The 21,373-nt window shown below is 22.0% G+C and carries 9 protein-coding genes, 1 tRNA gene and 1 pseudogene; 7 read left to right on the top strand and 4 right to left on the bottom strand.

Going from position 1 to position 21,373, the window contains the following annotated elements; genetic code table 11:
* Positions 1–788: 788 nt before the first annotated feature.
* Positions 789–864 (bottom strand) — tRNA-Val (locus K0T98_RS01945).
* A gap of 1,265 nt (positions 865–2,129) precedes the next feature.
* Between K0T98_RS01945 and zapG the strand changes: the two genes are divergently transcribed.
* The 3 genes and pseudogenes from zapG (at position 2,130) to nlpD (ending at position 7,117) form a co-directional block, all read left to right on the top strand.
* Entirely contained in the window at positions 2,130–2,525 is a 396-nt protein-coding gene (zapG, locus tag K0T98_RS01940; protein WP_225639196.1) for a Z-ring associated protein ZapG, read from the top strand.
* A 284-nt stretch (positions 2,526–2,809) separates the two neighbouring features.
* Positions 2,810–4,024, top strand: a pseudogene (locus K0T98_RS01935) (Do family serine endopeptidase); the annotation flags it as partial.
* A gap of 2,079 nt (positions 4,025–6,103) precedes the next feature.
* Positions 6,104–7,117 carry a murein hydrolase activator NlpD gene (nlpD, locus tag K0T98_RS01930; protein WP_225639194.1) on the top strand — a complete coding sequence of 338 codons (1,014 nt, stop codon included), beginning with the start codon at positions 6,104–6,106 and terminating at the stop codon, positions 7,115–7,117.
* A gap of 630 nt (positions 7,118–7,747) precedes the next feature.
* Here nlpD and queD read toward each other — a convergent pair.
* The 3 genes from queD to K0T98_RS01915 form a co-directional block, all read right to left on the bottom strand.
* Positions 7,748–8,107 (bottom strand): 6-carboxytetrahydropterin synthase QueD, encoded by a 360-nt coding sequence (gene queD / locus K0T98_RS01925; RefSeq protein WP_225639193.1) that lies wholly within the window; start codon positions 8,105–8,107, stop codon positions 7,748–7,750.
* 3,323 nt (positions 8,108–11,430) lie between these two features.
* The gene (gene htpX, locus K0T98_RS01920; protein WP_225639192.1) at positions 11,431–12,312 is read right to left on the bottom strand and encodes a protease HtpX; all 882 of its coding nucleotides are present in this window, start codon (positions 12,310–12,312) and stop codon (positions 11,431–11,433) included.
* 2,717 nt (positions 12,313–15,029) lie between these two features.
* Entirely contained in the window at positions 15,030–15,893 is an 864-nt protein-coding gene (locus K0T98_RS01915; protein WP_225639670.1) for a YicC/YloC family endoribonuclease, read from the bottom strand.
* Positions 15,894–17,211: 1,318 nt separating this feature from the next.
* Here K0T98_RS01915 and rpmB point away from each other — a divergent pair.
* The 4 genes from rpmB (at position 17,212) to tolA (ending at position 20,549) form a co-directional block, all read left to right on the top strand.
* Positions 17,212–17,448: a 50S ribosomal protein L28 gene (rpmB, locus tag K0T98_RS01910; protein ID WP_225639191.1), complete on the top strand. Its 237-nt coding sequence runs from the start codon at positions 17,212–17,214 to the stop codon at positions 17,446–17,448.
* A gap of 969 nt (positions 17,449–18,417) precedes the next feature.
* The gene (gene tolQ, locus K0T98_RS01905) at positions 18,418–19,116 is read left to right on the top strand and encodes a protein TolQ (protein WP_225639190.1); all 699 of its coding nucleotides are present in this window, start codon (positions 18,418–18,420) and stop codon (positions 19,114–19,116) included.
* Between the two features lies 1 nt (position 19,117).
* On the top strand, positions 19,118–19,543 hold the full coding sequence (tolR, locus tag K0T98_RS01900) for a colicin uptake protein TolR (RefSeq protein ID WP_225639189.1): 426 nt from the start codon (positions 19,118–19,120) through the stop codon (positions 19,541–19,543).
* Positions 19,544–19,709: 166 nt separating this feature from the next.
* On the top strand, positions 19,710–20,549 hold the full coding sequence (tolA, locus tag K0T98_RS01895; protein ID WP_225639188.1) for a cell envelope integrity protein TolA: 840 nt from the start codon (positions 19,710–19,712) through the stop codon (positions 20,547–20,549).
* The last annotated feature ends 824 nt before the right edge of the window (positions 20,550–21,373 follow it).

The following is a 21,373-nucleotide window of genomic DNA, read 5'->3' as shown; positions in this document are numbered from 1 at the left end:
TATTTACGTTTTTTACGGAATTATTTAAACTCTAATTCAGTAAGATATATACTATCTCAAGCAATCAAGTATAAAAATTATAGTAATATTAATATTCTAAGGTATTTATTAGATGCTTAATTTTATAAAGCTAATATTAGCCCATTTTCAATACTATAATTATAATTTCTTATATGAATATATGTACTCCAAGGTATAACCTTTTATGTATTATAAAAAGATTAGTAAATGATCTAATTATCAAGATAATTACAATATTATTCTTAAAAATATAGTTAAAAAAACATTTATTTAAGTGATTATTTTTAGTGGTCTGTAACTATATTAGTAATCATCTCTTTATAGAGCAATTAAAAATTGTATAATTATTTTATTTTATTTTAGTAATTAATTAAAATATTAAAGATATATCAAATATTTAATAATTATGATATTACTTATGGAGTACTTTTTACAAAGTATTTAAATACTTCTTTATAGTTTTTTAATGATACTAAAAGATATAAAAAATTAGTATGCAGATAAATTTTATTACAAATAAAAAATTTTATAAATACTCATTAAAGTCTTATTTATTCTATATATAAATTAAGCTTATCTTTTAGAATATCATAGATATGTAAGTATAATTACTTTTGATGGAATAGTTACTTTTAAGATGGAGTTATTTAATTAATTTATAAAAATATAATCACATATAATACAATAATTTAACTCTATGGTTTTTTTATTTGTTTTACTTTAGTATTGCATTATAAAAATTTAAATATATTAATAGTTATTGAACTTGGTGGGTGATGACGGTATCGAACCGCCGACCCCCTCCTTGTAAGGGAGGTGCTCTCCCAGCTGAGCTAATCACCCTCTTGCTTGGTAAGTAAATTACCATAATTAATTATTTAGTGATAGTCAAGTTTTTTTTAAGATATAATCTTATATTTAAAATAATAATAAGCATATTATATAATATATATAAAAACTTATATCTCAAGTGTTTAATTTATTTTTTTATAAATTGAGTAAAATATCTTATAATATATTTTACAAAGTACAGTCTTAATTTTAATATTGCAGGATTATACTGTATTACTTTTAACTATTATTTAAGACTATTTTATTTAAAATAATAATATATTTTAAGAATTTTCTAACATAGAATATATATATATTTTATATAACTTATACCTTGTTAGGTGATTATAATAAATCACTATATTATAGATATCTTACATAAGATAAGATAAGATAAGATAAGATAAGATAAGATCTTATATCATTTTGATAAATACAGTTGCAAATGTATTTTTTAATATTTAATGATATATAGTAAAAATACTGCATTTATATCCTTTAAAATAGTAATTTATTAGTATTCATCTTTATATTGAATAGTATTTCATTTAGAATAGAATTATTATTCTATGTTTGAATATTTTTAATAGGTTTTTTATACAATGAATTTTTTATAAAAAATTTTAGTATTTTGTAGAAAATATTATGTATTTTATATGTATTACTATTTAATACCTAAAGTGAGAGGTTTTACTAAAGTTAAATTTATATAAATAATTTTTATCTATATTATTTAGTACTATTAGATGAAATCATCTATATAATTAGATTTTTGAAAAAAAATATAGTATTGATACTTTATGTTATTTTCTACAAAATTTTTAAGCTAAAATTGTAAGTTGTTATATTTTAATTCTATTAATTATTTTTGGGGAATATTTATATATTGATAAATAATAAATTCCCTCCTTAGTTTACTGACTTAAACACAATATAAAAAATTTGTAGGTTTTTTAAAACCTATTACTAGGAGATTAATCTTTATATTATTTATACACGAGAAATCAAATTACTTATTAGGCTCATATTATCTGATAGTTTTTTTATTTTGTTATCGCTACTGATCCTTAAGTAACTTAAATGAACAAGTAGTAAGATATCTTATTTAAATATTAATTTAACTTAATACAATACAATACACATGAATAATTTTAGTTTATTAAAATTAACGATTATAGTGTGTTTGCACGTGGTAATATTATCTATAAATAACATAGGTTAATAAATAAAATATTTTATATATACAATAATAATTATATATAATTATAGGAGTAATTATGACTTGGGAGTATATACTTATTGGTTTAGTTTTTGGTATTTTGATTGGTGTTATATTAATGCATTTTAGCAACCCAAAACCTTATCATCAACAGATGTTAAAAAATGAACTGGAAAAAAGCAAAAATGAATTAGCACAATATCGTCAAGAGTTAGTAGGGCATTTTGCCCATAGCGCTGAACTACTAGAAAATATGAATAATAATTATCGTCAAATTTATGATCATATGATGACAAGTTCAAAAAACCTTCTACCTGGTACACCCCAACAAAATAATCCATTTAGGTATAGGTTAAATTCAATTGAGAACGATCAGTTACCTATAGAATTTCCTCCTCGAGATTATTCTGAAGGATCTTCCGGAATCTTACAAGCTGAGCATAGCAATAAATAAATTGTTATATGTTATTTATTTACTAGCAGTAATTCTTTTATTAACCTGCTGGAATATCAATCTATCACATTGTAAGAATAAGTATGTAGTACGCTATACCTGTTCTTAAGTAGCAATAGCAGAAGCTTATTACTAAGATACATTGCATCTTTTTGAAAGAAATGAGAACTAATTTAATGACGAATAAAAATTTTTTTTTGCATAGTGTATATATTTTGAGTATGGGTTTAACAATATTTTCTACACCAATAGTCAATGCAGCATTACCGCCGATAATTGCTGTACAAAGCGTTCCCAGTTTAGCTCCAATGTTGGATAAAGTATTACCAGCAGTAGTGAGTGTCCATGTTGAAGGAATGCAGAATACTAGAATATCCAGGGGGGTAGAACGCCAGTTTGAAGGATTAGGATCCGGTGTTATTATTGATGCCACAAAAGGTTATGTACTAACTAATAATCACGTAATAAGTGATGCTACTACTATAAAAGTACAATTGAATAATGGACGTGAGTATGCGACTAAGCTTATCGGTCGAGATGAGCAATCTGATATTGCTCTTATCCAATTGATAGGAGCTAAAAATTTAATTGCAATAAAAATTGCTGACTCAGATAAACTTAGAGTAGGTGATTTTGCCGTTGCTGTAGGTAATCCTTTTGGTATTGGTCAAACTGCTACATCTGGTATTATCTCTGCATTAGGACGCAGCGGTTTAAATCTTGAAGGCTTAGAAAACTTTATTCAAACTGATGCTGCTATTAATCGTGGTAATTCTGGCGGAGCATTAATTAATTTGCAAGGCGAACTCATAGGTATTAATACCGCAATATTAGCACCTGGGGGTGGTAATATTGGTATTGGTTTTGCAATTCCTAGTAATATGGCTCAAAGTCTTAGTGCTCAATTAATTAAGTATGGTGAGTTTAAACGTGGTGTTTTAGGTATTCGTGGTCGAGAAATGACAGCTGATCTCGCACAAGCATTTAAATTAGATGCCCAGCGTGGGGCTTTTGTTAATGAAGTTTTACCTCATTCAGCTGCAGCTAAAGCAAGAATTAAGGCAGGTGATGTAATAATATCCTTAGATGGTCACCAACTGAGTAGTTTTGCTGAATTACGCGCTAAAATTGGTTCTGCAGCACCAGGTACCGTTCTAAAACTTGGTATATTACGTAATGGTAAACCATTAACAGTTCCTGTTACTTTGGGTGATAGTGGTTTAACTACTACTCAAGCGGAAAATATATGCCCCGCCCTCCAAGGAGCAACACTCAGTGATAGTGATCTAAAGGGCACTCCAGGAATTCATATTGATGATGTTGCAAAAGGTTCTATTGCCGCTAAAATGGGTATACATAAAGGTGATCTAATCATTGGTGTAAATAGCGAACGTATCCATAATATCGCATCATTACGTAAAGCTTTGGCAACTAATCCTCCAGTTATAGCTCTACATATGTTACGTAACGGGACAAATCTATATTTACTTATACGCTAATATATTTTTTATGAAAATAATTTTAAACAAACACTTGTAAAATTTGGTATATATTACGCGCTACTCCCAATTTTACAAGTTTCTCAAAAAAAATGACCATTTGGATATTAATAAATATAACTAAGATAATAATAAATATAATTAACATTTTAGTTAAAAACTAAAATTATTAATTACGAGATAACCTTATATAAAAGATGTTTAGATAATACAAAGATTGTTTTTTAGTAAAAAATCAAGTTTAGCAAATATTATATTGAGTGTTTTTAGAATTACTTAAAACATAGCTACTTTTATGTGTACTATTGTTAATTTTTTAAATAGAAGTATACATCTTATAATATAATAATATTAAATTCTATAATTTATAAAATTATAAGTAAAATTTGTATTTTTTGCGTATATATTATAGTGTAATATGTTAATCTCTTAATAAAGATAATTATTTTAATCTACATTAAAAGAGATGCATTATTATAGTGCATTTATTGCATACTTATGAAGTATACTAAACTATGAGTAATTATTAAGTTGTAAGTAATTATTAGAGTAATCGTTAATTATGTTTAATAAATTAAATAACTTTATCACTACAGATAATTAATTACAGTATTAAAATAAATATTATTTTGCTAAAAATAATTTAGTATTATATTATGTAACATTATTATTATATACTAAAGATATATTAAGATAGTTTTATATAAAATTACTACTATCAATATTAAACATTAAATTTATTAACTATATAAGGTTAGATATTTGTATTATTTTAATTGAAAGTATAGAATATTCTTGTAAGTTTTAAGATTTCATTATATTATTGATTATTAGTGAGTATAAAATGCTATATAAATATTTTTAAATACATATAATAGATATTTTAATTATATTAAATAGTACTTTTTATAATAAAAATATTAAACAAAATACATTGTATGTATAATTGTATAGATTTAATAATCCATAAATAATCATAAATTTCTTGTAGTTTTCAAGATATATAACATATACTCAATTTTTTAATTTCATAAAACTAATAATAAACTTATTTAGTATTTACTAAACTATGCTTTTCTGTTTAATAATATATCTAAAATATTTTTATTTACTAATTAATAGAATGAATTAGTAAATATTTTAATAAAAATAAGTTTTTCTGTATTAGTATATTAATTAATATGAATCTTTACAGAAGTATTGATAATTCAGTAATAGATCACAAAATAATATTATAAATTAAATGCTATTTTTATATTCTTTCAAAATAATTAATAAAAATATTATATATCTAACCAAGTAATTATTAATATACACCTTTATAAAACTATTCTTTAGATATATTCAATAATTTATCGTAAACTTTTTTTAAAGTTTCTTTAGATAAAGATCATAAAAAATATTTAATGATATTTTTTAATGATAATAAGAAAATTATTTATCTTTTTTATCCATTATAAAAATAATTTAAGTAATAGTTAATTATTATATATTAATATATAATTTATGTATTTCTATTATCAAATTATAATAAATAATACAGGGAATACTATTAAACAATTATAGTATATATACTAGGTATAAAAATATTTTTTATAATAAGTATTATAGAGTAAATCTATTACTATTAAATTTATTTTAATTATTAATTAATGTCCCAGATATTTTTATATAATATAAAAATTAAAATATATTATTTTTAATAATATTGAATAGCAATTTACTGGTAGTACTTGAATAATTCAACTATTTAATAAAATAGTACATTTTTTATAGAAAGAGTTAATTTTTAATAAAAGAGAATATAAAATATAATAGATCATTAGATCTGATTGTATTTATTTAATACATACTAATTCAAAATTATTTATACTAAAAAGTTATGGTGTTAACCTCAATAATTATTAATATAGATAATACATAAGTAATGTATTAAATTTATCTGATTATTAGAGATTAAATTTTCTCCTTGATAATACTATATGTGAGTTAAGAACCCTACTGAAAACTATTTTTTATAATACAAGCTCTAAAGATATAGCTTATTTAAAATTGCAACATGGAAGCATTGCAAAATAAATGCGTTTATATAAAAACTATAAGAATATTACAGGTTTATTAATAAATTGGAGTCATATAAAGGCTTTTACTTTAATGACTTTATGTTTAACTAGTTGTTCGTCATACAATATCTCTGCACCAATCACTACAATACACAGAATGAGTGATATTAATATATTTTCAAATAGGGAAAAGCGTAGTCATTTAGTAAAAAACAGTAAAAAAGATCCTATTTTATATAAACGTAGTTATTATAAAATTCCCTATGGAAGTTATAATAATAATACATATACCATCAAACGTGGTGATACTATGTATTATGTCGCGTGGATTTCGGGAAGTAACTGCCGTATGCTTGCGAAGAAAAATAATATTACTAAACCTTACAATCTTTATATTGGTCAGACTATTCAATTAAATATAAACTACAATAATAACTTGATTATAGATAAGAATAAAAAACATAGAATTTTAACTCAACATTCAAGTAGTAATGTTACTATAACTAATATTAATTCTTCATTTAATAAATATCATTCTAAAAATACAGGTATACGAAATATTAATCCAATATTTCCTCGATCTGTTTCTAAAAAAACTATAACCTCTTCAGCAATAAATCTAAACTCATCGACGAAAAGTCTTTTAGGTAATAACCCATCTAATATTTGGAAATGGATTACTAAAGGTAAAATCATCGACAATTTCTCTTCTGCGGAAGGTGGGAATAAAGGATTAGATATTGCTGGTCTACGAGGCCAAGATATATTAGCTACGGCGAATGGTCGTGTAGTATATGCCGGTAATGCTCTTAGTGGGTATGGTAATTTAATTATAATTAAACATTATAATAACTATTTAAGCGCTTATGCACATAATGAGACTATACTAGTACAAGAACAGCAAGAAGTAAAAGCTGGTCAAAAAATTGCAACTATGGGTAGTACGGGAACTAGTTCAGTAAGATTACATTTTGAAATTCGTTATAAAGGAAAACCTGTAAATCCTTTATATTATTTGCCGCGTAGATAATTAGCATAGGATACTAAGTATTATGCAGTAATATTACTTATAGTGTAAAGATAAAAGTTATGTAGTATATTAAAAGTATAATGAAATAAAAAATTAAAAGTTTTTATATACAAGAAGAAGATAATTTAAATAAACTATTTTAAAATAGTTTAGTCCATATCAACGCATTATATGAATTTATTGTATAAAGTTTTTAACTTATTTATTATATTATAAGGTTTATTTTTAATATTTCATATATAGCAAGATTACTTAAATTTAACTAGAGATTTTTTATTATTAAACATTAACCTGATTCTTATCTCTTCTAATTTTAATATTGTCTTTAAACTTCTATCTTAAACTTTTAATAAAATTTATATATTCAATTAAATAACATCAGGAGTAATATAATTATTAATTATATAATATATTTATTTTTATAAAAAATATTACAGTGTGAATTACAAGTAATCCAATTTCCTAAAAGAGTAAAATATTCTTTATAAATTAAAGAATTATTTATAAACAAAAATAATCTTTTATTTTTAAAATAAAAAATATCATTTTGGTTGTATAATTTAAAAATTTTTTTATTTATTGTATATTTTATTATAAAGAGAGAAATCTATAGATAGGTACATACTTAAATTATCCGCGATATATACATCCAGCGGTGCATGTTTCTTTCACGGATATTGCGCTTAATAAAGATAGTTTAGGTTTAAGTTCTTTCCATATCCATTTTGCTAAGATTTCGCTAGTAGGATTTTCTAGTCCAGGAATATCGTTTAGATAATAATGATCTAAACGATCTTTAATTGGTTTAAATTTTGATTTAAGCTCTGAAAAATCCATAACCCAACCTGTATAAATATCTATTTCTCCAGTAATTTCAATACGCACTAAAAAAGAATGACCATGTAATCGACTACATTTATGATTTTCTAAAACATATGGTAAGCGATGTGCAGCCTCAAACTTAAAATCTTTAAATAATATTGCAGTCATAATAAATACTCTTATATAGTTTGTAAGGAGGTATTGTAACTTGATCGATCATGTAACCTGATATTTTAGAATAATTGAATATCTTAATAATAAAATTAAATATCAAAAAAATATATAGAATCTTATTCTAATTTAAATAACAAGAAAAATATTAATTAAATTTGTTATATTCAAGATAAGGTATTTTTATAGTAAAGATACTAAATTTATATTACAACTATATAATGTAAATTAATAATCTATTTAATATATTTTTCCTAAAAGGAAGGTTTATTAAAGTAATTTTTTTATAAAAAATATATTTATATTTCTAATTAAAAGTCATTTACCATATCTTGCATAAAATAAATTTACTTAAACCTGATTATCTAATCGAATTAGATAATAACATACTCCATATAATAAATTATATTCTTAATATTAAGATATATCAATAGATTGGCAGATAATCCTAGTTATATTTTTGTATACCCTATTCAAGGGATAGCTATTATTTTTTTAGGTGATCTTTCTTAGAAATTAATGATGTTTTATTAAAAATTATAAGTAAGATAATAATAGTAAATTTTTTGTTTTATAATATTATTAATAGTATATTATGTTTTTTTTTATAAGATATTTATATTTAATAAGAGTCCCGCTGCGTAAGGAATATCTATTTATGTGATACTAATTACTATATATATCTCATATTTATCTTATATTTATATAAAGTATACTTATTTCTTTAAGTGGTTGTTAACATAATATTAATTATCTTTAGATTACTCCATAAGTATTATTTAATAAATAGTAAATAGTCTTTTAAGTTTTTATTTTTTAAATAGCGTAAGTAACACTTAAATAGATTTTATATTCTTGTTATTAGAAATAAATATAATTTCATTAAATACAATTCTATTACTATATCACAGATATATTCCTAACTAGACATTATATCTATTACTGACAATGATATTCAGTAAATACATATCCTTGATTAGTGTGAGTTTTATAAAAATATTTAGATTATTATATAATAATATTTTATACGAATTTTACTTACCTAAATAGATAGATGTATCTTTTATTATTATTGTAATAACAGTCATCAAAATAAAAAAACTTTATAATTTTTTTATTATTTTTCCTATATAATTATAGAATAAAAATATTCTAACTAATAATAATATATTATAATTACTATTAGTGCCACAAGTAAATTGATTCCTTACTAATAACCTTACTAGTATACTTTTATTTTTAAATGTATTTAATAAAAAATATTAGAGATATAAATAAATATTTACGTTGTATATTTTATAAATTTTATATACTTATTATGTAGTTTTTTTACTTTTAATATATCAAAAATATAAGATATATCTTCTAGATATAAATATATAAAATAAAACTTAAGTAATTTAGTTATTAAAGTAAATTTTATTAAGAGTTATTATAACTTTAAATAATTTACTATATCATTAGTTATTTCCAATTATATAGTAATTATTAAGTTTAATAAAAATTACTCATAAATAAACTATTATCTGTTTGATATACTGTTTATATTACTACCATCTCACAATAAATTTGAGTAATTATTAAAATTTTTAAATAATTCAGATAAAATATTTTTAAATTATATTTTTATGTGATTATTCTTTTGGTTTATTTATATACTATTAATAAATAAGGTAGAGATAATTGTATTATTGTATCTTACCTCTCTCTCTTATAGAGTATCTCTAAAATATACTAATAAATATATAAATGATCAAATATTAACTTCTATATTTATTATATTATACAGGTAACTTAGATTAAGATAATTTTTTAATATGTAGTAATTATTCCTTAGAGGTCTATATGTACGATACACCTATTAATATAACTATACTGAATATAATTATATTATAAAAATATATATAATAACTTTAGTAAGATAAAGGAGTTCACTTGTGACGATTGCAGTGTTATAAAGGAATATTAGTCTTACTAAATATTTACAGTTGTTTACTTAAAAATATGATGAAAAGTATTTTATATACTTTATAATTTATTATAAAAATAAGTAATATAGTATAAAAGTATATTTTACTAAAAATTGAAATTATTTGTTAAATAAATCATTTAGATAACATTATTTTGAATAAATTATTAAATAATATATTAGAGATGAACTGATTTCTTTTTTAATAATTAGAATAATAATATTGAATAATCATACATATATCATAGTTTTAGTATACTAGAGTAAGATACTTAAATCTAAATTTTTAATTTACTGATATAACTCTTTATTATACATAAAGTTTACATTATTAATGATTAATTAATGGATAGTTTATTAACTAAAGAATGAGTTAATAATGAAAAAGAATATTTCTTATCCTAATAAGGATTAAATATTTTCTCATATTGTATTATTAGATATAATCTATTATTATCTGGATAATTTTATTTATATCAACGCTATTAATTAATATTTCCAATGCATTATATAAAAAAGACATTTATTCTATTTTTAAAATTTAGCTTTTATTTTGTCAGGCTGTAAATTCTAGTATATTTATGTATCAATTAGTATTATAAAAAACTTTTTGATTTACTGATGTTACTTATTAAATAAGTTGTATATAAATAATTTTATTTATATTTATATTGTTTATATTTTTCTAATTTTTATCATATCTTTATTACTAAGTATCAATACTTATAAAATATTAATTTTTAATAATATATTAAATAAATAAAGTTAAGTATATATCTTAACTAACTGTGGTTATGTTGTTCCATTAAAATTAAAGTATACATATAAATAGTAATTTGTCAGAAACACTATATTTATGCAAGGTATATAAAACATATTTTTCATGCTAGGAAAACTATCTTAACTATACTTTAACTTCGTAATCTGTAATATATTATCGTATAGACTGATTATGACTGTAATTTTTACAAGCTAGTGATTTGCAATTTTTTATGATAAGTAATTTATATTTTTAGTAATCTATAAATATTTTTATAAAGACAATATAATATTCTGTTTTTAAAAAAATATTTTTTTATATAAAAATATTTTATCTAATTATGATTATTTTATCAAAATAGTAAAATTTAAAAAATCATACTCATTAGTATTGTTTGTATTTAATAAAGATATTTGGATATATTAGGTGAATACTATTCATTAGTTATTTTATTAAAATTATATAGTAAATAATTTTTCAAAAGATAAATAAAATTGTACAAAAGTTAAGTTTATTAAAAATTATCTTAATTTTAAATAATACCCTTCTAAATATATTTACTTTTATGTATTTATTCTTCTAAATAAAATTTCAGGTATTAAGAATCTTAAGAGCTTGAATACGTTTTTCTAATGGTGGGTGCGATAAAAAAAGTTCACTAAAAGATTGATTACGACCATTTATGCAAAATGTTATAATATGATTTTCTTCTTGCGGTGTATAACTTGTTTTTAAACGCTCTAATGCAGCAATCATTTTATGATTACCTACTAAATTTGCAGCACCAGCATCAGCACGAAATTCTCGATAACGTGAAAACCACATAGTGATTATACTCGCAAGTATAGCAAACACTAACTCTAATATCATTGATATAGTTAAATAAATAATAGAGTTATCAATATTATTGTGTTTTTCTGTTTCATCATTCTCGCTAGAGAAAAATCCTGCAATAATTTGTGCTATTAAACGGGAAATAAAAATAACAAAAGTATTTACTATGCCTTGTATTAACATCATAGTGACCATATCTCCGTTAGAAATATGACTTATTTCATGTGCTAAAACCGCTTCAATTTCATCATGGCTCATATTTTTCAGCATACCTGTACTCACAGCTATTAATGATGAATTACGACTAGGACCAGTTGCAAAGGCATTTATATCTTCTGCGTGATAAATAGCTACTGTTGGCATATTAACACCTACCTGTTGTGATTGAAGATTTACAGTTTTAACTAACCAACTTTCTATGTCATTACGTGGTTGATTTATTACTTCACCACCAACAGAACGTAACGCCATCCACTTAGACATCAATAGGGAAAGGATAGAACCACCAAAACCTAGTAGTAATGCTGTAATTAGTAGGCCTTGTATGCTAGATAATTCAATTCCAGTTAACCTTAATACTACACTAAATATAAGCATAATTGCTAGGTTAGTTAGCAAAAATAAAGTAATACGCATCATATTATTTATTAATCCTTATTTATAAAATGTTTATTATATTGTAGGAATATATATATTTTTAAAGAAAATTTTAAGTAAATAAAAAAATATTTTAAAATTATCACTTTGATAAGTTAAAATACTAAAATTCAAACGTAGACTATTAAAATAATCTATATTTTAAAAATGATCCACATTAGCTTATGTTAATAAATTATTATAATATAAGATTATATTTTAGTGCAATCTTAACATTTTATAATTCAATTATTATAATTTTATAATCATTAAGGTAATGATTATTATTACTATGTTATTTATTTATTAATACCTTAAAAGTATTTATGTTTTATAAGTATCAGATATATTTTTATTAATTATTTTAATGAAGCCTTTAATAATTATTAAATATTTAAAGAAATAATATTGTCTATTGTTATTATAATGACAGTTACATTTTTATGATATATACTAAAAATTTTAAATTTAAAAAAATATAATTGTCTTGTTAGTTAACACATTGTATAGTATTTTAAATAGCTTAATTTAAAATTAATAAGATATCTCATGTATGATTTTTTATAATATTATTTATGATAGTAAGTGAATATTATAAATTTATATTAATCTAATATTAAAATATTATAATATTAAAATAACAAAAAATTATGCAAATATATTACAGCAAAGTTATGATTCATAAGTAAAAAAAATTAACTTTTATGCCTTTATTTATACCTGATGGTAAATAAATCGAAGTTATTCGTCTATTATAAAAAGATTTAAAAGCTATCTTGCACTATTAAACAATATTGGGCATTATAGAATCAGATAAAATATTTAGAATAGCTAATGTTATTGCCGATTTTAATAATTTGTGGATAGTGATAATGCCTAATAAAACTTCAATAGCATTAATCTATATAATATAATGAAGTTTTTTCCTGAGAATAATGTTGAATACTTTATTTCTAATTATTATTATAAGCCTGAAGATTATATATCAAGTCTTAATTATTTAATTGAAAAATGATTCTTAGTAAATTTATTTATTAAATAAATATCTCTTTCTGTAACTAAAGTATTGTTTAAGCGTAAAAATCTTATCCCTAACACTTTAATTTCTGCAATTTATAGTTTAGGTTATGCCAGTATTTATCTTTATATATGGTATTATATGTAATACTAAGATTAATTATAGATTGGCGTATTGTTTTATATACTTTATTGTAAGTATAGTATACACGTCATAAAAGAATATGATCAATGTATGTTTGATATTTACGGTAAATAGATCTATATATTTAGTAGAATAGAAATATGAAGTTTTGCGCATTGAATTACTTAATAAAGAAATTAATAGTTTATTTTTATTTAATCCTGTAAATAGAAAAATATTGCGAGATATCTAATATTTTACAATTTTATCTAAAAAATTATTACGTTACCACGCGCAAGATGATTTTACCTGCTATGTAAAAATTATAATTTATCTTAATAAAATTTTATCAACTTTGTTACCAAATAACAAAATTCCAAAAGCTCTGCTCTTAACGAAAAGTATTAAATTTCATATGGAAATGATACATGAGTTTTGTTGTTGTGAGCAGTAAAATTATTCTTGCTATTTTTCTAGTAGTAGAATAATTAAATACATTTAACTATTTTAATTATCCACCTAATAATTATTTAGTGGTAAAAATATTAATTTAATATTAACTATCTCATAAATATGCTGCATGTATTTGAGTGGTAAATCTCGTAAAGAGATATTGATAAAATATAAGGTTTTATCTACTACTATCTTTAGATAACGGACCTATAAAATATAAATAGCTTGAGGAGTGATTATTTTAAACTATTGATAATTTAACAACAAATTATTTTACACTAAAATAATTTGTTGTTATGTAATGAATTCATTAGTCAAATCAACGGGTTTATTAGATCCAATAATTAAAATATGCCAAGTAAAAAAGAATTAGAAAGATCATTGATCTTTCTAAAATCTACATACGAAATTAAGAATTATATTTTTATTTATTACAAAAATAACACATATATCTGAATTTTAACCATATCTCCATAATCATTAAGATAAATTATAAGTATACCGGAAATATCATTTATAGCTATTTTAGATGCGGGAATAAAATTTATTTCTAATATAATCTGAATGTTTACTAATATTAACTATTAGTTAAGTTTCAAGCAATCCAAAATGTCAGGATATTTTATATAGATATGTTATAAATATATAAAAAATCAATAGAAGTAACCAAACAGAGGTATTGCTAATTAGCAATCTTATAATCTTAAATGTAATATTATACTAAAAAAGTTAGACAAGAAAATTTTAGATACGGTGCAAATAGGAGAAATTATCTTTAAATTTTAAAGTTAACTATATGTCTAGATACAAATAAAAATGTTTTTAACTGCTTATAAAGCAATACCTCCTAAACATTTCGAGCATAAAATTAATAATTTAAAGGAACAGATATATAAAGATACTCAAAATTTGAATTTTGAAAAATCTATCAGTTTAAAGAATAATATTCCAGGTATTATATAAATATTCTATTAATATTTTTTAGATTATATACAAAGATGCAATATAATAAAACTTATATTATCTGAGTTATTTAGTTAAAATATATAGTGTTTTAGTTTCACTAAAAAATATAGGATAAAATAGTGACAGTAAATTGTTGTACTTTTTATTTAATATAAAAATATCACTCAATATTCTGAATCTGCTCACGCATTTGTTCAATAAGAACTTTAATCTCTATTGCAGAGGCAGTTACTTCAGCATTGATAGATTTAGATGCTAAAGTATTTGATTCGCGGTTTAGTTCTTGCATAAGAAAATCAAGGCGACGACCAATAGCGTGATTTTGATTTAGAATCTTATATGTTGCTTTAACGTGTATTTCAAGGCGATCTAGTTCTTCAGAAATGTCAGTGCGTTGTGCTATCAAAAGCATTTCTTGTTCTAGACGGTTATTTTCTAACTGAATTTGTGCCTCCTTCAACTTACCAAATAAACGTTCACGCTGCCATTTAAGTATTATAGGTATTTGCTGCTTAACTTTGGATACTTCAATTAAAATTTCTCTTAAACGTTTCTCTATTATAATTTTTAAAGCATAGCCTTCACTTTCACGTGCCTCAATAAGATCATCTATAGCAAATGTTAATGCATCCATTAGTTCAGTTCTAATGATTGCTATATCATGTTTTGGGAAGAATAATACACCAGGCCAATTTAAAATGTCTAGTGGGTTAATTTCACCTTCATCGCTTTGAATTTTTACCCAATTAGCTACTTCAAGTAGTTGTTTTGCTAAATTTTTATTTAGCATCATAGGTCTTTTGGTAACTGAATCATATAAAAATCTTAAATCACATTCTATTTTTCCACGTGTTAAACGCATGCGCAATATTTTACGCACCATAGGTTCTAGGCTGCGACATTCTTCTGGCAGACGAATATATATTTCAAGATATCGTTGATTAATAGAGCGAATTTCCCAAAATGCACTTCCCCAGTTACTTTTCATTTCACGACAGGTATAAGCAGTCATGCTTCGAATCATTTTGCATCCCTGTATTTTATGCATGGTATTGATATTACCAATTTAATGTAATCTTTTATAATATAATACAATCTTATAAAGCTATACATTTATTTATAAGGAAATAATGAATTTTTTTATATTTTATACTATTAAAACTTTTACTGATCATGCTAATATAGTAATTTTAGAATTAAAAGCAATAAAATATTAAAGTTAGTAGTTAATTGTTATTTATACTTAATAATATAAAATATTAAGTTAAAGATGATATTATTGTAAATGATAAATTAAGTTAATATTTAATTTTATGCATTTATATAAATTTAATATTGTGAATTTATTCATACAAATTATCTATATAACTAAATATTTATATGAATATAAAATGTTTAACATATTACGGTAATGTACTAATAAAATACATAAATCTTAACAATAATGAGAGAATACTGTAGTAATAATATACTCTATAAGAGTAATCTTAAATTATATTTTTAGATAACGATATTCAATAAAATTAAGATAAGAGAATTTTATTCTAAGAGATATCTTGATACCTAATTACAGTGTAATAATTAATTTACCATATACTTGTTATATCTCACTAATAACCTAACAAGTTTATATAAAAATTATCAATGCATTTTTCTTGTATATACACAGGGGAAAATAATATTAACAATATTAAATATAACTCTTAATAGTTTTATAGTGAATTAGTAAAAATACTTTAATAATCATTATCTTAATTAATATATTTATATTAGCAAATATTAATATATAGGTATAATCGTTTATTTACAGCGAGTAGTATCTTACTTAATTTATATTTATTTTTATATAAAATATATATTTTAAGAATTTCAGTAAGTATATAAATATTTAGTTAATTTAAATAAGAATGCATTATTACTTATTAATATATAATTTTTTTATACAGTAATACAATTGATATAAGATTATATTAAATCTATATATGATTTAGTAAAAAACTAAATTCTCATTCTCATTAGAGGTATACCTAATAGATGATAATAATTAAGATATTAGTAATTACGAAATAATATCCTTTGCTGAAAATAAAATTTCAATAATTATAATAATCTTACTATAATTTTATTATTTAAATATTGAGTAGTTATTCTTTTATGTATACTATAAGTAATATGATCTAAATTTATTGTAATCAAATGTTATATAACATCAGTTATTTTCTTTATAACTCACGGTTTTCTTCATAGAAAATAATCATATGTCTCTAGAGACAAAGAGAAATAATATTTCTTATGATAACTTAATGGTTATAGTAGATAACTTATTTTTTTAGAGGATAGATATGTCTAAAATCTGCCAAGTTACTGGCAAACATTCAGTTACCGGTAACAAAATTTCTCATGCGATGAATGCAACTAAAAGACGTTTTTTACCCAACCTACATTCACATCGTTTTTGGATTGAAGATGAAAAGCGTTTTGTTACTTTGCGTTTGTCTACTAAAGGTATGCGTTGTATTGATAAAAAAGGTATTGAAATTATTTTAGCCGAAATTAGTGTCCGTAGTCAAAGAGATTAATATACCATGTTATAGTTAAGAGTGTGTTTAATGAAAATAACATTATTATATTATCAAATAACTTTGCACACAGTGCTGTTACAATTAAGCTAAGTAAATATAAATACTTTAGCATTAAAGGTTTTATATAAGCTTAAATTTTTTATTAATATAGGATATATATTACAATAATTTTATAAAAATATTCATGAATATTGAATAACTTACTTCTAAGTAAAATTAGAATTTTTCTATACTTTTAAAAAAGTAAAATTTATTTATTTTTAATAACATCTCTCCAATAACAATTATATTTGACAAGGAAAATAAATATTTTTAAGGTTTATCTTTATATTAAAACATAACTTACGATAAAACAATTTAAACCTGATATAAGACACCTAAAATAAATCATTATTATTAGCCTAAAGTACCTTGTACTTTAGGCTCGAAAGTATATTTAATAAAATTATTTATATCAATATATACAATATATATTGATATAAATAATTTTTCATAAATAAGATAACTTTAGTGAGTGTTCTCTCATTGTTAGCGTGTATCACGCTAAGTGATATCATATAAATTTCAGCAATAATAGTGATCCATAATTATCATTAAAACAACATAATAACTGTACGATATTTTGATTGTTATCTATTAAATACTATTTATGTATAAAAGCACATACATATGTAATAATATAGACTAATAAACTTTGTATTATAAGTTATAAACTATAAAAATATTTTATAGTTTTGATATTTAAAATAATTAATAAACTTAGTTTTTTACAAAAGTAAAAAGTAAAAATTTTATAATATTTTTATATTTTATGTATTTTTTTAATAAAAATAGGAATTAAAATAATGTAATATCGTGATTTATATTTATAGAATAAAATTTTATTTAAGATTATGTATTATACTTATACATGGATATACACTAAATTAAGAATATTCATTTAATATTTTATGCGGAGTTGCAATAATGCCTGATATGGATATGTTAGATTTATTTTTTAAAGCTAGTTTTTTAGTAAAAATTATCATATTAATTCTAATATGTTTTTCTATTATATCTTGGACTATTATTATACAGTGTATTCGCAGTATGAATAAGGCTATACGTCATGCTAAATCTTTTGAAGATAAATTTTGGTCAGGTATTAAATTACCTCAACTTTATCATGAAAGTCAAATACGTTGCAATAGTTTGGTTGGTTCTGAACAGATCTTTTATTCTGGTTTTAAAGAATTTACGCGTTTACATATCTTACAGAATCAAACAACAACTAGTGTAATTAGAGGTGTCGCTCGTGTAATGAATACCTCGTTAAATTGTGAAATAAAAGAGCTAGAAATATATATACCATTTCTAGGTACTATTGGTTCAATCAGTCCATATATAGGTTTAATTGGTACCGTTTGTGGTATTATCCATACTTTTATAGGTTTAGGGACTACCTCTAAGCAGGTAACACTGCAAATAATTGCACCGGGAGTATCAGAAGCACTTATAGCAACAGCTATTGGTTTATTTACTGCAATTCCGGCAGTTATTGCATACAATAGTTTTAATCAATATTTAGATAAAATTGAACATAATTATAGAAATTTTATAGAAGAATTTATTGCGATTTTATACCGTCAAGATTTTACTACTGATTCTAAAATAATTAGGAGGTAGTATGGTACAATTAAGTAGCCGTCGAGTGTGCAAATATGAAATTAATATTATTCCATTATTAGATGTATTATTAGTTTTAGTATTAATTTTACTTATATCATCTCCAATTGTTACTCAGATTATTAACATTGATTTACCTAATAATAAAGATTCAAAAAAATTACTAATGAATAACAATGATCTTCCAGTTATTATTGAGGTTTCTGGGATAGGGCAGTATGCTGTTGTTATTTCACATAAACGTATAGAACATATTCTTGCAGATCAGGTCATTAAAGAAGTACAGTTACAGCTTAAAATTAATCCAAAAAAAATGTTTTTAATTGGTGGTTCTAAAGATATATCTTATAATGAAATCATTAAAACACTTCATTTGCTACATGTAGCAGGTGTTACATCTATTGGTTTAATGACACAAAGTATTTAATAAGAAAATAATCTTTAAATATGTAATCTGATCATCCTATTAAAGCACTGGCTTTTGTATATTAATTACATTGATATAAGTAATTTAATAATATGTAGCTCTAAATTATCCTGTGAAGCCATCTCCCCTGGAAAGTAGTTATTAAGAATTTAATAGTGGTAATATTATGCAAAAAAACGATAAGTTGAATAGCTCTTTTATGATTTCAATTATTCTACATATCGTCCTAATAGGATTGTCCATATGGATCTCAATCACGAAGAATTCAAGCATAAATATTAGGTCTGATGTTAATACAATGATGGTTGATCACGTTGCAATAATACAGCATTATAATTTACAATTAAAACAACAACAAAAACAAATTCATTTAATCAGCACAGAACAACAGTATAATCAAAAAGAATCAGGAAGAGAAATAAAATATTTACAACAAAAACAATCCGAGAAACATCTAGATTTCAAGAAAGAGCAGAAAAATAAAATACAAATAATAGATCATGCTAAGCAGGTCACTACTAATATAACTGAAAAAAAATCTATTAAAAATAATAATAATCAATTATATAATAAAACAAAAAATAATATTAAAGATTCAGAAAGAGTGCATAATTTATTTAACTTATTAGCAGATAGTAAAAAAAATCTTAATAGGAATGGAAATTTTAGAGATATTAGTTTTGATGTTAAAATTAAATCAGCCAATCATAATAATAGCAAAACCAATATAGCTTCCTCTACGGAAATTAGTGACTATGCTAGAAAAATTCAAGCTGCGATTGAAAGTAAATTCCATATAGACTCAATTTTTAGTGGAGAAGTATGTAAATTACACATTCAGCTTTCGTCAAATGGTATGTTATTGAATGTTATTTCTAAAGGTGGTGCCCCTGATCTTTGTCAGGCGGCTATAACAGCAGCCAAAATGGCTATATACCCTAAACCTCCTAGTGAATCTATTTACCGTGTATTTAAAAATGCTTTTATTAATTTTGAACCAAAATAATTACTTTTATAATTTTATAAAATACAAAGCAATAATATATATTGATAAAGGTAAATAATGATCCAAATATATTACCATCTATTATCCATAATCATATCAAAATTTTTATAAAAAATAAAATTGAATAATATTATTATATATCAATAATGATGATAATCATGCAAGGTATATTACTTAATTATTTGAGTATAAATTATTTGTGATTGAAAGCTCTCACGTATTGAAATATATATTATTTATGTTAGTTTTTTTAAAACTAAAATATTACTCAATTAGATTAATATTTATTACTATTAAAATATATCTCCTGATCAGGATTTCTATTGCATGAAAGTTTTTCATTAAAATACTACTAAAAATAAAATTATATCTATATAGTATATATAGATATAATTAGCTAAATTTAATATATGCAATAAGATAACTTTATTTATTGTATCTGATTATTTGTATTACTTTACTAATCTATTTTATATAAAATTAATTTAGTCTTTTAATTAATTATTATAGATATTCTATAAAATAATTTAACAAAATATTTATAATCTCATTCTTATATGTAAATAGATTTTTTATGTAAAAGATAACTTTATTTTTGTTTGCTATGTGATTAGCACCACTACTCATTAAATATTATACTAGATTTTAACTAATTAGCTCAAAAAAGAAGGCATATTATATTGATTTATTTAAATAAATAAGCAATTTTTATAAAATTTAATTTTTATAGAGAAATTTTATTTATTATAAATAATAATTTGTTTTTTCTTTATCAAGAAAGATGTAATATAATTTATATTTATTATATAAATATATATATTTGA

Source organism: Candidatus Profftia sp. (ex Adelges kitamiensis) (assembly GCF_020342455.1).
Taxonomy (GTDB): Bacteria; Pseudomonadota; Gammaproteobacteria; order Enterobacterales; family Enterobacteriaceae; genus Profftia.
This window is presented reverse-complemented; position numbering and strand designations above follow the sequence as displayed.

Excerpts from the sequence above, each read along its gene's own strand:
- zapG (WP_225639196.1), top strand. The coding sequence starts at position 2,130 with ATGACTTGGGAGTATATACTTATTGGTTTAGTTTTTGGTATTTTGATT.
- nlpD (WP_225639194.1), top strand. The coding sequence starts at position 6,104 with ATGCGTTTATATAAAAACTATAAGAATATTACAGGTTTATTAATAAAT.
- queD (WP_225639193.1), bottom strand. The coding sequence starts at position 8,107 with ATGACTGCAATATTATTTAAAGATTTTAAGTTTGAGGCTGCACATCGC.
- htpX (WP_225639192.1), bottom strand. The coding sequence starts at position 12,312 with ATGATGCGTATTACTTTATTTTTGCTAACTAACCTAGCAATTATGCTT.
- K0T98_RS01915 (WP_225639670.1), bottom strand. The coding sequence starts at position 15,893 with ATGATTCGAAGCATGACTGCTTATACCTGTCGTGAAATGAAAAGTAAC.
- rpmB (WP_225639191.1), top strand. The coding sequence starts at position 17,212 with ATGTCTAAAATCTGCCAAGTTACTGGCAAACATTCAGTTACCGGTAAC.
- tolQ (WP_225639190.1), top strand. The coding sequence starts at position 18,418 with ATGCCTGATATGGATATGTTAGATTTATTTTTTAAAGCTAGTTTTTTA.
- tolR (WP_225639189.1), top strand. The coding sequence starts at position 19,118 with ATGGTACAATTAAGTAGCCGTCGAGTGTGCAAATATGAAATTAATATT.
- tolA (WP_225639188.1), top strand. The coding sequence starts at position 19,710 with ATGCAAAAAAACGATAAGTTGAATAGCTCTTTTATGATTTCAATTATT.